Source organism: Ruegeria marisrubri, assembly GCF_001507595.1.
GTDB lineage: Bacteria > Pseudomonadota > Alphaproteobacteria > Rhodobacterales > Rhodobacteraceae > Ruegeria > Ruegeria marisrubri.
In genome coordinates, this window is the sequence record NZ_LQBQ01000039.1 from 96,926 (window position 1) to 112,616 (window position 15,691).

13 protein-coding genes are annotated in these 15,691 nt (G+C 63.9%); 9 read left to right on the forward strand and 4 right to left on the reverse strand.

What is annotated here, in order from left to right; genetic code table 11:
- Positions 1-2 precede the first annotated feature (2 nt).
- Positions 3-245, forward strand: a complete 243-nt coding sequence (gene nqrM, locus AVO45_RS18965) for a (Na+)-NQR maturation NqrM (RefSeq protein ID WP_068350170.1) — start codon at positions 3-5, stop codon at positions 243-245.
- A 92-nt stretch (positions 246-337) separates the two neighbouring features.
- On the forward strand, positions 338-2,011 hold the full coding sequence (locus AVO45_RS18970) for a sulfatase-like hydrolase/transferase (protein WP_068350171.1): 1,674 nt from the start codon (positions 338-340) through the stop codon (positions 2,009-2,011).
- A 12-nt stretch (positions 2,012-2,023) separates the two neighbouring features.
- Here AVO45_RS18970 and AVO45_RS18975 read toward each other — a convergent pair whose 3' ends face one another.
- From AVO45_RS18975 to AVO45_RS18985, 3 genes are all read right to left on the reverse strand, one after another.
- Positions 2,024-3,445, reverse strand: a complete 1,422-nt coding sequence (locus AVO45_RS18975) for a pyridoxal phosphate-dependent decarboxylase family protein (RefSeq protein WP_068350172.1) — start codon at positions 3,443-3,445, stop codon at positions 2,024-2,026.
- Positions 3,446-3,448: 3 nt separating this feature from the next.
- Positions 3,449-4,588, reverse strand: coding sequence for a DUF819 family protein (locus AVO45_RS18980; protein WP_068350173.1), 1,140 nt, complete (start codon positions 4,586-4,588; stop codon positions 3,449-3,451).
- A 153-nt stretch (positions 4,589-4,741) separates the two neighbouring features.
- A complete protein-coding gene (locus tag AVO45_RS18985; RefSeq protein ID WP_068350175.1) occupies positions 4,742-5,356 on the reverse strand; it encodes a helix-turn-helix domain-containing protein in 615 nt (204 codons plus the stop codon).
- A 175-nt stretch (positions 5,357-5,531) separates the two neighbouring features.
- Between AVO45_RS18985 and lpdA the strand changes: the two genes are divergently transcribed.
- From lpdA to AVO45_RS19020, 7 genes are all read left to right on the forward strand, one after another.
- Entirely contained in the window at positions 5,532-6,914 is a 1,383-nt protein-coding gene (gene lpdA / locus AVO45_RS18990; protein ID WP_068350178.1) for a dihydrolipoyl dehydrogenase, read from the forward strand.
- A gap of 13 nt (positions 6,915-6,927) precedes the next feature.
- Positions 6,928-7,872 carry a lipoyl synthase gene (gene lipA / locus AVO45_RS18995; protein WP_068350180.1) on the forward strand — a complete coding sequence of 315 codons (945 nt, stop codon included), beginning with the start codon at positions 6,928-6,930 and terminating at the stop codon, positions 7,870-7,872.
- A 23-nt stretch (positions 7,873-7,895) separates the two neighbouring features.
- A complete protein-coding gene (locus tag AVO45_RS19000) occupies positions 7,896-9,266 on the forward strand; it encodes an alanine/glycine:cation symporter family protein (protein WP_068350182.1) in 1,371 nt (456 codons plus the stop codon).
- Between the two features lie 254 nt (positions 9,267-9,520).
- Positions 9,521-10,618 (forward strand): glycine cleavage system aminomethyltransferase GcvT, encoded by a 1,098-nt coding sequence (gene gcvT, locus AVO45_RS19005; RefSeq protein WP_068350184.1) that lies wholly within the window; start codon positions 9,521-9,523, stop codon positions 10,616-10,618.
- A 16-nt stretch (positions 10,619-10,634) separates the two neighbouring features.
- Positions 10,635-11,000 carry a glycine cleavage system protein GcvH gene (gene gcvH, locus AVO45_RS19010; protein ID WP_068350186.1) on the forward strand — a complete coding sequence of 122 codons (366 nt, stop codon included), beginning with the start codon at positions 10,635-10,637 and terminating at the stop codon, positions 10,998-11,000.
- 82 nt (positions 11,001-11,082) lie between these two features.
- Positions 11,083-13,938, forward strand: coding sequence for an aminomethyl-transferring glycine dehydrogenase (gcvP, locus tag AVO45_RS19015; protein WP_068350188.1), 2,856 nt, complete (start codon positions 11,083-11,085; stop codon positions 13,936-13,938).
- A 95-nt stretch (positions 13,939-14,033) separates the two neighbouring features.
- Positions 14,034-15,032: a GlxA family transcriptional regulator gene (locus tag AVO45_RS19020; protein ID WP_068350189.1), complete on the forward strand. Its 999-nt coding sequence runs from the start codon at positions 14,034-14,036 to the stop codon at positions 15,030-15,032.
- Positions 15,033-15,065: 33 nt separating this feature from the next.
- On the opposite strand, the gene AVO45_RS19025 is transcribed toward AVO45_RS19020, so the two are convergent.
- Positions 15,066-15,527 carry a hypothetical protein gene (locus AVO45_RS19025; protein ID WP_099045755.1) on the reverse strand — a complete coding sequence of 154 codons (462 nt, stop codon included), beginning with the start codon at positions 15,525-15,527 and terminating at the stop codon, positions 15,066-15,068.
- Positions 15,528-15,691: the final 164 nt, after the last annotated feature.

Below are 15,691 nucleotides of genomic sequence, written 5' to 3' on the forward strand. Positions count from 1 at the left end.
ATATGAGCACATTTATCCTGGCGTTCGTGCTTTTGATGATCATCGTGGTCGGCATGTCCCTTGGAGTCATGTTGATGGGCAAGACGATCAAGGGCAGCTGTGGTGGCCTGAACGCGATTTCCGGCGCCGACAAATGCGTCGTCTGCCAAAAGGACATCGACCCAGACAGCCCGCTGCGCGACAAGCTGCAATGCAAACGGGCGCGCAAGATGGTCCGGCAGATGGAACGGACGGCCGAGTCCTGAACTGATCCATTCGGATCAAATTGCGCTTTCGCGATCGTCGGAATTCCAGATAAGTTAGCAAGTGAAGGAATTTTCGACCGGAGCGCACGGCCATGGCCAAAGCCAGGAACATCCTCTTCATCATGTTCGACCAGCTGCGCTGGGACTATCTAAGTTGCTACGGCCATCCACACCTGCACACGCCCAACATTGACCGGCTGGCCGCGAAGGGCGTGCGCTTTACCCGGGCCTATATCCAGTCCCCGATCTGCGGCAGCTCGCGCATGTCCACCTATACCGGGCGCTATGTCCATTCGCATGGCGCGTCATGGAACGGCATTCCGCTGAAGGTCGGCGAGATGACCATGGGCGACCATCTGCGCAAGGCGGGCATGGACTGCTGGCTGGTCGGCAAGACCCACATGCGGGCCGACGCCGAAGGCATGGCGCGGCTGGGGCTGGAGCCGGACAGCCTGATCGGGGCGCGGGTCGCCGAATGCGGATTCGACGTGTTCGAGCGCGACGACGGCATGCTGCCCGAGGGGCCGGACGGTTATTACGACCCAGACGGGGCCAAGGAATACAACCGCTATCTGCGCGAAAAGGGCTATCAGAGCGACAATCCCTGGCATGATTTCGCGAATTCCGGTCTGGACGAAGATGGCAATGTGCTGTCTGGCTGGTTTCTGAAAAACGCGCCGGAACCTGCCAACATCGCCGAGGAAGACAGCGAAACGCCCTATCTCACCGGGCGCGGCATGGCCTTCATGGAACGCCATCAGGGCCCGTGGTGCTGTCACCTGAGCTATATCAAGCCGCATTGGCCCTATATCGTGCCCGAGCCCTATGCCTCGATGTACGGCCCCGAGCATGTGCTGCCGGTCAACCGGTCCGAGGCCGAGCGGCAGAGCGCCCATCCGGTGTTGAAGGCATTCATGGACACCAAGGTGGGCGAGGCCTTTTCCCGGCAGGACGTGCGCGAGGCGGTGATCCCGGCCTATATGGGGCTGATCAAGCAGGCCGACGACCAGATGGGCAGGCTGTTCAAATGGCTCGAGGAAACCGGCCGCGACAAGGACACCATGATCGTGCTGACCTCGGATCACGGGGATTTCCTGGGCGATCACTGGATGGGCGAAAAGACGTTCTTCCACGATGCCTCGACCAAGGTTCCGCTGATCATCTACGACCCTTCACCGCAGGCGGATGCGACCCGCGGGATGGTCTGCGACGCGCTGGTGGAATCCATCGATCTCGCCCCCACATTCGTCGAGGTGGCCGGTGGGCAGGTGGCCTCGCACATCCTCGAAGGCGAAAGCCTGCTGCCGATCCTGCATGGGCAGCGCAGCGAGACCCTGCGCGACTACGTGATCTGCGAATATGACTATTCCGCCTCGCCGGTCGCCGAAAAGCTGAACGCCGATGTGCGTGAGGCGGTCATGTTCATGATCGCCACCAAACGCTGGAAGCTGATCCATTGCGAGGGCGGATATCGCCCGATCCTGTTCGATCTGGAAAACGACCCGCAGGAACTGGTGGACCTGGGCGACAGCGAAGAGCATGCCGCGATCATCGACCAGCTGTATGACCACCTGTTCGCCTGGGCACGCCGTCCCGCGCAGCGCACCACGCGGTCGGCCGAGCAACTGATCGAGATGCGGACGAAAAGCCGTGGCCGTGGCGTCGTGCTGGGGATCTACGACGAGAACGACGCGCCGCTGGAGCTGACGGTGAAGTATCGCGGACGAAAGGCGAAGCCCTACAAGGATTACCTGCAGAAAGGCTGACCCGGCGGGCTTCTAGCCCCTTTTCGACCTCCACTGGACATAGCGCGCCATGCCCCGCTCCAGCAGGCCGGGGGCCTTGCCTTCGTCCAGTTGCAAATTGCCCCCGCCGGCCCGGTACATCTCGGCGAAAATGTCCAGAACCTTGGACTTCACCATGCCCCGCAGCGGCACATGCGCCATCATGCCATAGGCAGCCGCGCCCCCGGTTTTGGCGAGATCGGGATTGGCGCGCACGGTATCCACCGCCTTGGCCAGGTCGCTCAGGTATTCCCCGGCCACGCCCAGATGCTTGGCTGTGACCATGCAGTGAATGCCCGCCGGGTTCTGCACCCGGTTCACGTTCCAGCCGGCCTGCTCCAGTTGGTCGGCGACCGCGTAGATGTTGAGCTTGGGGTCGCTCGACCCGTAGGCGAGCAGCGGCCCCTGCGGGTTACCCAGTATCCGCAGCCCCTTGATGTCGGCGATGCCCGCCTTCAAGGTTTCGACGGCCTCGGCCGTGTCGCGCGCCAGCTTGCGGTAGCCGTCCTCGCCCATCTTCTGCATGACCGCCCAGGCTGCGGCATAGGCCCCGCCGGGCCGGGTGCCCAAAAGGGCAGGCGAGGCAAAGACCCCGCCCGGCCAGTCCTGGTAGACGAACATCTGGTGTTTCAGCAGATCGAGGTTGCGATACAGGATCGTCGAGGCGCCCTTGGCCGCATAGCCGTATTTGTGCAGGTCGGCCGAGATCGAGGTGACGCCCGGCACGCGGAAATCCCATTCGGGCAGTTCGACGCCGTTCTTCTCCATGAAGGGCAGGATCAGGCCGCCCACGCAGGCATCGACATGCAGGGGCACGCCCTTTGCCCGCGTGATCTGCCCCATTTCCGAGATCGGGTCGATGGTGCCATGCGGGTATTCCGGCGCCGAGCCCAGCACCATCACCGTGCCCGCGTTGATCATGCGCTTCAGCCTGGAAATGTCGGTGGACAGGTCGCTGTTCATCGGCAGGAGCCGCGCCTTGACCCCGAAATACTCGGCCGCCTTGAACCATGCCACATGCGCCGTGGCCGGGATGATCATGTTGGGCCGGGTGACCTTGCGGGTCTTGCGGGCCATGTCCCGGTAGGCCTTGACCGCCATCAGGCAGCTTTCCGTGCCGCCCGCCGTCACCACGCCGCATGTGTCCGGGCCGCCGTGCAGCAGGCCGGCCAAGACCGAGATGATCTCGGTCTCCATGCGCTTGAGGCTCTGGAACGCGGCCGGGTTCAGGCCGTTTGCCGAGGAGAACGCGCCATAGGCCTTGGCGGTGAAGGCGTCATGCGCATCGTCCAGATGATAGACGAGGCTCCAGGTGCGGCCTTCGCGATAGTTCGGGTCGTTTTCGGCAAAGCCTTTGAGGCTTTCCAGAACGTCGTCTTCCGGGCGGCCGTGCTCGGGCAGTTTCAGATGGTCCATTTCTTATCCTTTCCCGGCCAGCAGCAGGGCCAGCGAGATCCCCAGATAGTTGCCGATGGCAAAGCCCAGAATGCCGGTCGCCATGCCTGACATCAGGATCGCCGGGTTGCGCAGGCTGCGCGACACCATCGGCACGAAGGCAGGCGACATGACCGCGGCGACCGAGGTGATCAGAAAGGTGTCCCGGTCGATCCGAGCGAACCGCGCCAGAAGGGCGTGCAGGGCAAAGCTGCCGAAGGTGGCGGCGACGCAGAACACGAGGATCGACATGTCCATTCCCGCCAGCGCCGTCAGGTCCATCGAGGCGGCGACGCAGAAGGAAAAGACATAGATCAGATACATGCCCATATGCGGCGCGGCCCGGTTCAGGCGCAGCGCCGGAAGGAAAGAGCCGGCGATGCCGAAGGTGGTCAACAGCACGATCGTCAGGATCTGCGGGTTGGCGAAAGGCAACATCGGCGCAAGTACAACCGCCAGCCCCACGCACAGCACAGCCGCTGAGAAGGCGACCAGTCCGGGCACGACCATGCCGGAACGATTTTGCGCTTCAGTCGGCAACGGTTCTGGATCTGCGTTCTTGTCCGTGGTGAATCCGGGCAGGAAACCGCCAAGAACCCGTGGCGCCATCGTCAGCACGAACAGCAGATAGATCGACCCGACCACGGTATCCACCGTCGCAAACAACAGATAGCGCGCATCGGGGATCCCGAGCGCCAGCTTGATCGCCCCCATGTTCGCGATGCCGCCCGTGTACATCCCGACCGCCATGCCCGAAAGCTGCTCGACACGTTCGACGCCCTGGCTGGTGAACAGGTGGTAGAGAGCGGTTGCCAGCGCCACCACCGCGATGACCGCAAGCAGCATCGACAGCATCGCGCGCCCGGCGACGTGACCCCAGGCGCGCACATCCACGGCGAACAGCAGCAGGGGCAGGGCCAGACCCAGACTTGCCTCTGTGATCGAGGTGCGAATTTCCGCGCCGCTCTCCGGCAGCAGCCCGGTCAGCCCCAGCAACAGCCCGGCGGCGTAACACAGAACGATCGGCCCGACCTTGGCGAACAGCGACACCCGCAGGGCCAGCAGCACCAGGCCCGCCGGCGCGAGCAGATACAGTGCCGCAAGAAATACCTGATCCGTCTGCACGTCCCATCCCCCCTCTCGGCGTGAGACTAGGCGGCGTGGGCACAGGCAGGCAAGACGCCTTGACGCAAGGTTTGTCGGCCGATCCAGCCATGGCAGAGTATGGAATACCCTGCTCGTGAAAGGGAACACACGTAGCTTCGAAGCCCTCGCCGCTCAGTCGGACAGAGACACCCACAGCACCCTGGCGTCTTCTTCGCTGGTCGAAACGCAGCCATGCCCCATGCCGCTGTCGTAATAGACCGAGTCGCCCGCCTTCATGTGCAAGGGGCGATAATGCTCGGTATAGAGGATGACCTCGCCGCTGATCACATACATGAACTCTTCGCCCCGGTGACGCACCCAGGTGTCGAACTCGGTCACGTCGCGCGCCTTGATCGTGCTGATATAGGGGACCATGCGCTTGGTGGTCAGCTCGTTGCACAGCAGCTCGTGATCATAGGTGCGGGTGACCTGATGCTCGCCTTCGCCCGCGCGGGTATGGTCGCGGCGGCCCGAGATGTCGCTCTGCGCCGACTGCACGAACAGCTGCGGCGTTTCCAGATCCAGCGTCTGCATCAGGCGGCGGATGATTTCGAAGCTCGGGCGCGTCTGGTTGTTCTCGATCTTCGACAGGGTCGAGCGCCCGATGGCCGCCGCCTTGGCGGCTTCCTCCAGCGTCAGCCCTTTTTCCTTGCGGGCGTCGCGAATCATTTTTCCCAACAGTTCCCCGTCCGGAGCCTCCATCGCCTCGGCTGCGGGTCCTGTTTCTTCTGGTTGAACCGGTTCCATGCGCTCAAATTCTCCTGATTCTCGCGAAGCTTAGCTTTGATGCCTTTTCCAGTCAAAATTTCCCCTGAATATCTTTTGTTGATTATAGGGAAAAAGTTTCCTAAAGGGGACATACCGTTGCATACGGCGGATATATTCCTGTTTTCGAACATGTTTTCAGGGGGGGGACACACCGATGAGCGCATATGACCTGATCGTGATCGGCGGCGGCCCGGGCGGCTATGTGGCCGCGATCCGGGCGGCGCAGCTGGGCATGAAGGTGGCCTGTGTCGAAGGCCGTGGCGCGCTGGGCGGCACATGTCTGAACGTGGGCTGCATCCCCTCCAAAGCCCTGCTGACCTCCTCGGCCAAATATGCCGAACTCTCCCACCTCTCCTCCCATGGCATTGCGGTCGAGGGGGCCAGCGTCGATCTGGGCGCCATGATGGGCCGCAAACACAAGATCGTGGGCGATCTGACCAAGGGCATCGCCTTTCTGTTCAAGAAGAACGGCGTCGATCTGATCGAAGGTTGGGCCAGCATCCCGGCCGCCGGTCAGGTCAAGGTTGGTGATGACCTTCACGAGGCCAGGAACATCCTGATCGCCACCGGCTCGGAGCCGACGCCGCTGCCGGGCATCGAGATCGACGAGGTGGATGTGCTGAGCTCTACCGGCGCGCTGTCGCTGGGTGCGGTGCCGGAACATCTGGTGGTGATCGGCGCGGGGGTGATCGGTCTGGAACTGGGTCAGGTCTGGGCGCGGCTCGGCGCGAAGGTGACCGTCGTGGAATATCTCGACCGCGTGCTGCCCGGCATCGACGGTGAAATCGCCAAGCTGGCACAGCGGGCGCTGTCCAAGCGCGGGCTGAAATTCCAGCTGGGCCGGGCGCTGAAGGCCGTTGAAAAGACCAGTGACGGGCTGACCTTGACGCTCGACCGCGTGGGCAAGGACAAGGAAGAACTGCTGGAGGCCGACAAGGTGCTTGTCGCCGTGGGGCGCAGGCCGGTGACCCGTGGTCTTGGCCTGAAACACCTGGGCGTCGAGGTGAACGCGCGCGGCTTCATCGAGGTGGACGGATCGTTCCAGACCTCGGTTCCGGGCATCTACGCCATCGGCGACTGCATCCCCGGCCCGATGCTGGCGCACAAGGCGGAAGAGGACGGTGTCGCCTGCGTCGAAATGCTGGCCGGGTTGGCCGGGCACGTCGATTACAACACCGTTCCGGGCGTCGTTTACACCGACCCCGAGGTCGCCTCGGTTGGTCAGACAGAAGAAGCGCTGAAAGAGGCCGGTATCGACTACCGCGTCGGCAAGTTCGCCTTCATGGCCAACTCGCGCGCGCGCTCGACCGGGGAAACCGACGGTGCAGTCAAGGTTCTGGCCGCCGCCGACGGCAAGATCCTGGGCGCGCATATCTGTGGCGCGCATGGCGGCGACCTGATCGCGGAGCTGGTTCTGGCTATGACCATGGGGGCGACAGTTGCCGAGGTTGCCGCCACCTGCCACGCGCACCCGGCCATGGGAGAGGCAGTCAAGGAGGCCTGCCTCGACGCCATGGGCCGCGCGATCCACGCGTGAACGGGGGCGCCAGATGACCATCCAGCTTCGCCCCCGCCACCCGGAAAAGGCCAAGAAGGCCGACAGCGAGATCCCGCGCAAGCCGAAGTGGATCCGCAAGAAGAAGATCGAAAGCGCAGAGTATTATGAAACCCGTCGTCTGATGCGGGATCATGACCTGGCGACCGTTTGCGAAGAGGCGGCCTGTCCGAACATCGGCGAATGCTGGTCCAAGCAGCACGCCACCATGATGATCATGGGCGAGATCTGCACGCGCGGATGTTCGTTCTGCAACGTCGCCACCGGCCGGCCCGACGCGCTGGACAAGTTCGAGCCGGGGCGGGTCGCAGCAGCCGTGAAAAAGCTGGGCCTGCGCCATGTGGTCATCACCTCGGTGGATCGCGACGATCTGGCCGATGGCGGGGCCGCGCACATAGCCCAGACCATCCGTGCCGTGCGCCATCAGAACCCGGAAACGACCGTCGAGGTCCTGACGCCGGACTTCCTGGGCAAGGGGGGCGCCGCCAATATCGTCTTTGACGCAGCGCCGGACGTGTTCAACCACAACCTTGAAACCGTGCCGCATCTCTATCCCACGGTCCGCCCCGGCGCGCGCTACTATGCGTCGCTGCGGCTACTGGACGATGCCAAACGGGCCAACCCGAAAATCTTCACCAAATCCGGACTCATGGTGGGGTTGGGGGAAACACTGAACGACGTGCGGCAGGTCATGGACGATCTGCGCGCGGCCAATGTCGATTTCCTGACCGTGGGGCAGTATTTGCAGCCCACGCCGAAACATCACCCGATCGACCGGTTCTGGTCGCCCGAGGAATTCGCGCAGTTGGAACAGATCGCCCGCGCCAAGGGCTTTGTGCATGTGTCGGCCACGCCGCTGACCCGGTCGTCGTTCCACGCCGACGAAGATTTCGCCGCCCTGAAGCAGGCCCGCCAGCGGGCGCTCGCTCAAGGGGCATAACCTGACGCAATGGGAGGGAATCCATGGAAGCGTTAAATTCAATCGTAGGGGCCATCAATGGCGTCGTATGGGGGCCGATGATGCTGGTCCTCATTCTCGGCGTCGGCTTCTTCCTGCAGGTCGGGCTGAAATTCATGCCCATTTTCAAGATCGGCAAGGGCTTTGCCCTGCTGTGGCATGGCCGCGCGGGCCATGGCGCCGGTCAGATCACGCCGTTCCAGGCGCTGATGACCTCGCTGTCGGCAACCATCGGCACCGGCAACATCGCCGGCGTGGCCACCGCCGTGTTCCTCGGCGGTCCGGGGGCGCTGTTCTGGATGTGGATGACGGCACTGGTGGGCATGGCCACCAAATATGCCGAGGCCGTCTGCGCCGTGAAATACCGTGAGCAGGACGAAGAGGGCAACTATATCGGCGGCCCGATGTTCTATATCAAGAACGGCCTGAGCCGGAAATGGTACTGGCTGGCCCCGGCCTTTGCGGGCTTCGGTGCGATCGCCGCGTTCGGCATCGGCAACGGCGTGCAGGCCAACGGCGTCGCCGACGTGATGCACGAAAGCTTTGGTGTGCCCGAGGTCGCCACGGGTCTGGTCCTGATGGTTCTGACCGCAGGCGTCATCCTGGGCGGCATCACCCGCATCGGCGCCGTCGCCGAAAAGCTGGTTCCGTTCATGGCCGTGACCTACATCCTGGCCGGTCTGCTGGTCCTGCTGCTGAACATCGGCGCGCTGGGCAACGCACTGAGCCTTGTCTTCACCCATGCCTTTACCCCGTCGGCAGCCGAAGGCGGCTTTGCCGGTGCGGCGGTCTGGGCCGCGATCCGCTTCGGCGTGGCGCGCGGCGTGTTCTCGAACGAAGCCGGCCTCGGCTCGGCCCCGATCGCACATGCCGCAGCCGAAACCGCGGGTCCGGTCAATCAGGGCCTGGTGGCCATGTTGGGCACTTTCATCGATACCATCATCGTGTGCTCGATCACCGGCCTGGCAATCATCGCATCCGGCGTCTGGACCTCGGGCGAATCCGGTGCTGCGCTGACCTCGCTGGCCTTCGAGACCACCCTGCCCGGAATCGGCGGCTACATCATCGCGATTTCGCTGTCGATCTTTGCCTTCACCACCATCCTGGGCTGGTCCTACTATGGCGAGAAATGCGTCGAGTTCTTCTTCGGCGTGAAGGCGCTGCTGCCGTTCCGCCTGCTGTGGTGCGTCGCCATCCCGGTCGGTGCGACCCTGAACCTGGGCTTCATCTGGCTGCTGGCCGACACGCTGAACGCCATGATGGCGATTCCGAACCTGATCGCGCTGGCCCTGCTGAGCCCGGTCGTCTTCAAGGTCACCCGCGAGTTCTTCGCCTCGGGCGGCGCGACGGAACCCGAAGCCGACGTGGCCAAGTAAACCAACCGGCGGGGCCGCCACAGGCCCCGCCACCCCCGAAAACGAAAATCCGTTCCGAGGACGCAACCAATGGCCAGCACTGCTTTGACGCCGAACCTGAGACAGGGATCGCGCCGGTCGGCGGCGGCCTCGGACACTGGCGGCTTTCCCAATTCCGGATTCGGCCCTAACCTCACCTGTGTCGTGTGCAAGGCTCTTTGCACGTCCAGGGTTGTCCGCGACTGACCTGAACACTCACGAGAAAGGCACTTGTCATGACTGACGCGCCCAAACGCACCCCGCTCTACGACCTGCATGTCGAGCTTGGCGGCAAGATGGTCGATTTTGCCGGCTGGGAAATGCCGGTGCAGTACCCCATGGGCATCATGGGCGAGCACAAGCAGTGCCGCGAAAAGGCCGCGCTGTTCGACGTGTCGCACATGGGGCAGGTGATCCTGCGCGGCGAGAACGTGGGAGAGAAGCTCGAAACGCTCTGCCCGCAGGCCTACGCCACCCTGAAAGAGGGCAAGGCCCGCTACGGTTTCTTCACCAATGACGAGGGCGGCATCATGGACGACCTGATCGTCTCGAACGCGGGCGATCACTTCTTCGTCGTTGTCAACGCCGCCCTGCGCCACCAGGACATTCCGCACATGCAGGCGAACCTGGAAGGTGTCGAAGTGACCGAGATCTTCGACCGCGCGCTGGTCGCGGTGCAGGGCCCCAAGGCCGAGGATGTCGTCGGCGGTCTGTGTCCGGCAGCGCGTGACCTGAAATTCATGGAAACCACCCTGGCCGAGATCAACGGCGTCGAGTGCCGCGTTTCGCGCCTCGGCTATACCGGCGAGGACGGCTATGAAATCTCGATCCCCGAGGACAAGGCGGTCGAGATCACCCGGGCCTTCCTTGCGCACGAGGATTGCGAGCCGGCCGGTCTGGGCGCGCGCGACAGCCTCCGGCTCGAAGCGGGCCTGTGCCTCTACGGCAATGACATCGACCAGACCACCTCGCCCGTCGAGGCGAACCTGGCCTGGGCGATCCAGAAACGCCGCAAGGAGGAGGGCGGCTTCCCCGGCGCTGCCCGCATCCAGAAGGAACTGGCCGAAGGCCCGTCCCGCAAACTCGTCGGCATCAGGCCCGAGGGCCGCGCCCCGGCGCGTCAGGGCGTCGAGATCCAGAGCCTCGAAGGCGAAACCATCGGCCAGATCACTTCGGGCGGCTTCGGCCCAACCGTCGGCGGCCCGGTCGCCATGGGTTACGTCGCCGCCGGGCACAACGAGCCTGGCCAGAAGGTCAACCTGATCATCCGTGGCAAGGCGCAACCGGCCGAGGTCGTCGCGCTGCCCTTCGTCACCCAGAACTACAAACGCTGAAGCCAGGAGAGAGAACATGGCAACCTATTACTCGGAAGAGCATGAGTGGATCACCGTCGAGGGCGACATTGCCACGCTGGGCATCACCCAGCACGCCGCCGACCAGCTGGGCGAAGTGGTGTTCGTCGAGCAGAAAGAGGCCGGCGAAGAGTTCGAAAAGGGCGACGAGATCGGCGTGATCGAGTCGGTCAAGGCTGCTTCGGAGATCTATGCGCCGGTCGATGGCGAGGTGGTCGAGGTCAACGAGACGCTGGCCGACAATCCCGGCGCGCTGAACGAAAGCCCCGAGGGCGACGCCTGGATCTACAAGATCAAGCTGTCGGACGCCTCGCAGCTGGAAGACCTGATGGATCTGGACGGCTACAAGGCCCTGATCGGCTGACCGCTTCATCTTTTCCCAAATACTCCCGCCGGAGGCTTCCGGGCTTTCCGGCGGGCGCAAAGTTTCAATCAGGAGCGCTGCAATGGCCTTCAAACTGACCGATTACGAAGCTTACGACTTTGCCAACCGCCGCCACATCGGCCCCAGCCCGGCCGAGATGCGCGACATGCTCAAGGTCATCGGCTTCAAGACGCTGGACCAGCTGATCGACGCAACGGTCCCGCCTGCGATCCGGCAAAAGGAACCGCTGGACTGGGGCCCTGCCATGACCGAGCGCGACGCGCTCTACCACATGAAACAGGTGGCCTCGAAGAACAAGGTTCTCACCTCGCTGATCGGGCAGGGCTATTACGGCACCACCACGCCGGCGCCGATCCTGCGCAACATCCTGGAAAACCCGGCCTGGTACACCGCCTACACGCCGTATCAGCCCGAGATTTCGCAGGGCCGGCTCGAGGCGCTGCTGAACTACCAGACGATGGTCAGCGACTTCACCGGGCTGGACGTGGCCAATGCCTCGCTGCTCGACGAGGCCACCGCCGCCGCCGAGGCCATGGCGATGGCCAAGCGGGGCGGGCGCTCCAAGGCGAACAACGCCGCCTTCTTCGTGGACAAGAACTGTCACCCGCAGACCATCGCGGTGATCAAGACCCGGGCCGAACCCCTGGGCATCGACGTCAAGGTCGCCGATCCCGACGATCTGGATCCCGGCGCGGTGTTCGGCGCGATCTTCCAGTATCCGGGCACCTACGGCCATGTGCGTGACTTCACCAAGGAGATCGCGGCCCTGCATGAACACAACGCGATCGCCATCGTCGCCGCCGACATCTTGGCGCTGGCGCTGCTGAAAAGCCCCGGCGAGATGGGGGCCGACATCGCGGTGGGCTCGACCCAGCGGTTCGGCGTGCCGATGGGCTTTGGCGGCCCGCACGCCGCCTACATGGCCACGACCGACAAGCTCAAGCGGGCGATGCCGGGGCGGATCATCGGCGTGTCGATCGACAGCCGCGGCAACAAGGCCTACCGCCTGGCGCTGCAGACCCGCGAACAGCACATCCGCCGCGAAAAGGCCAACTCGAACGTCTGCACCGCGCAGGCGCTGCTGGCGGTGATGGCGTCGATGTATGCGGTCTATCACGGCCCCGACGGGATCAAGGCGATTGCCCAGTCGGTGCACCGCAAGACCTCGCGCTTGGCTGCGGGGCTGGAAGAGCACGGTTTCAAGGTCGAACCCGAGGTGTTCTTCGACACCATCACGGTCGAGGTCGGCCCGCTGCAGAAGACCGTCATGGAGGCGGCGGTGGCGCGCGGCGTCAACCTGCGCAAGGTGGGCGAGACCCGGGTCGGCATCAGCCTTGACGAGCAGACCCGCGCCGAGACCATCGAGGCGGTCTGGGGCGCCTTCGGCATCGACAAGAAGGACGACAGCTCGAACAAGCAGTACCGCCTGCCGGATTATGCGCTGCGCGAGACGCCCTATCTGACCCACCCGATCTTCCACAAGAACCGGGCCGAGGCCGAGATGACCCGCTACATGCGCCGTCTGGCCGACCGCGACCTGGCTCTGGACCGGGCGATGATCCCGCTGGGCAGCTGCACCATGAAGCTGAACGCCACGATCGAGATGATCCCGGTCACCTGGCCCGAATTCGCCAACATGCACCCGTTCGTGCCCGAAGATCAGGCGCAGGGCTATCACGAGATGATCGCCGATCTGAACGACAAGCTGTGCCAGATCACCGGCTATGACGCGATCAGCCAGCAGCCCAACTCGGGCGCGCAGGGCGAATATGCCGGTCTGCTGACCATCCGCAACTACCACGCCGCGCGCGGCGAAGGGCACCGCAATGTCTGCCTGATCCCGACCTCGGCCCACGGAACCAACCCGGCCTCGGCGCAGATGGTGGGCTATCAGGTGGTGCCGGTGAAGGCGGATGAGCACGGCAACATCGACATCGCCGATTTCCGCGAGAAGGCCGAGAAGCACTCGGGCAACCTGGCGGCCTGCATGATCACCTATCCTTCGACCCACGGCGTGTTCGAGGAAACGGTGCAGGAGGTCTGCCAGATCACCCATGACCACGGCGGGCAGGTCTATATCGACGGCGCCAACATGAACGCCATGGTGGGGCTGGCCCAGCCGGGCAAGATCGGCGGCGACGTCAGCCACCTGAACCTGCACAAGACCTTCTGCATCCCGCATGGTGGCGGCGGCCCCGGCATGGGCCCGATCGGCGTCAAGGCGCATCTGGAGCCCTATCTGCCGGGCCACCCGGAATACGGATCCGCCGTGGGACCGGTTTCGGCGGCACCCTTCGGCTCGCCCTCGATCCTGCCCGTGTCCTGGGCCTATATCCTGCTGATGGGCGGCGCGGGTCTGACCCAGGCGACCAAGGTGGCGATCCTGAACGCCAACTACATCGCCGCGCGGCTCAAGGATGCCTACCCGATCCTCTACACTTCCAAGGACGGTCGGGTCGCGCATGAGTGCATCCTGGATACCCGGCCGCTGAACGAAGAGGGCAAGGTGACCGTGGACGACATCGCCAAGCGCCTGATCGACAGCGGATTCCACGCGCCGACCATGTCCTGGCCGGTGGCCGGAACCCTGATGGTCGAGCCCACGGAATCCGAACCCAAGGACGAGCTGGACCGCTTCTGTGACGCCATGCTCTCGATCCGTCGAGAGGCGCAGGACATCATCGACGGCAAGATCGACCCCGAGAACAACCCGCTGAAGAACGCGCCGCACACGGTGCGCGACCTGGTGGGCGACTGGGATCGTCCCTACACCCGCGAGGAGGCCTGCTTCCCGGCCGGCAACCTGGGCGTCGACAAGTACTGGTCGCCGGTCAACCGGGTGGACAACGCCTATGGCGACCGTCACCTGGTCTGCACCTGCCCGCCGATGTCCGACTACGAAGAAGAGGTCGCCTGAGTTCAGGCAGCCAAGGCCCCGCCGGGACACCGGCGGGGCGGTCCATCATCACCGGATGATCCCGTGTCCTTTCTCATCCACAGGAGGAGGCAGACATGACCTATTTCGCTTCGGTCCCACAGGCAGAGTCCACGGTCGTGGCATTCCCGCGAACCGATCGCCGCACCCTTGACGTTGACATCATCCTGCCCACCGGAACTCCGGCGTCGGCGGGGCGGATCGTGGCCGACCTGTTTGACGCCTGCAATGACCTGTTGAACGACGCGCCCTACCGGGTTTCGGTGCGCGATCTGTCGGCCCAGCCGGCACAGGATTCCCGTTACTGGTCGCGCCGCACGGTGATCTTCCTGGGCGATATCCATGCACGCTGGACACTGACCCCGGACGAGAGAAACCGGGTCCACCAGATCCTGCGCCTGGCGAACCGCTCGGTGCTGGTCGGCAGTGCCATCTTCCTGCTGTGCGAGACCGGGATGCAAGAGCGCCACACCGTGTCCATTCACCCGAACTTCGCGGCTGCGGCTGCCGAGGAGTCGCTTTGCGAACCGGCGGCCGGGGTGCATTATGCCGTCTCGGGAACGGTCTGCAGCGCGATCAGCAGCTTTGCCGCCTTGCGCCTGTTGCTGGAGCTTATCGGCAAGGATCACGGGCAATTCGTCGCCGGTGCCTTGGGCGACTATGTCGGTCTCAGCGCGCACGGCGCCAAGCCCCAGAGCAAGGTGTCGCTGGAACTGCGCCAGAAGGCTGGCGGGGATCAACTGATCGACCATACGATCGAGTTGATGAGCGACAACATCGAAGAGCCTCTGAAAATCGGCGAACTGGCAGAGAAGCTGGGTGTTTCGACCCGCAAGCTGCAAAGACGGTTTCTCGAACGCACAGGCACCGGCCCCCTGACCGCCTATCGCGCGCTGCGGGTCGAGCGCGCGCGGCAGTTGCTGGTTCACACCAGCCTGTCGCTGTCCGAGGTCGTCGTGGCGACCGGGTTCGGAACCTGCTCGAACCTGGCCCGCTGGTTCCGGCGTGAATACGGAGAAACTCCGCAGGCCGCGCGCCAACGCGCATTCAGCGGCAGGTCGGTCAGGCCGGTTTAGCGCAGATCACGTCGCCTCGCGGGGCGCGGCCTGTCACAGGTCGCAGGCCTGGATGCCCATGGCTATGATTTCCGATCCCGAGATTCTGTAAATCCGGTTCAGCCGCTTTCTGCCGGTGTCCATGTACCAGTCCCGAAGCGGCCGTGGATAATACTGGGCGATGACGCGCGAGAAATACTCGAACCGATCCGGCGCAAGGCGCCGTCCATTCAACGACGGCCCGTGAAAGCCGAATTGCGTCTCGGGCAGAACACAGGTTTCGGGCAGGCCAAGCAGCATCGTGCAGGTCGAATAGCAGATCCTGCCGCGGATCTCGACGCGCTGGCCAGTGCTGCGCAGTTTGTGCAGCTGATAGAGGCGCTCCTTGATCGACCCGCCCCGGTCATTTCCGACCACGAAGGGCTCTTGCGACTGGGTCTGAGCCGTTGCCTGCACCGCCGCACCGGCACAGAGCACCAGAATAAACGCGGCGATTGCGGACTTGAATAGATGCAAGCACCGCACGGCTTCGGATGTTCGGACACAACTCTTCCGTGGCCGCAATGCGGCCTGTCTAATGAGTTTCATAAATTCAAACTCTCCCTCAATCGAACCGCGCAGAAACGGTTCCACCCACACTCTTTCGCAGGCTAGCGAAAGAGACCTAAGCGGGAGTTAGC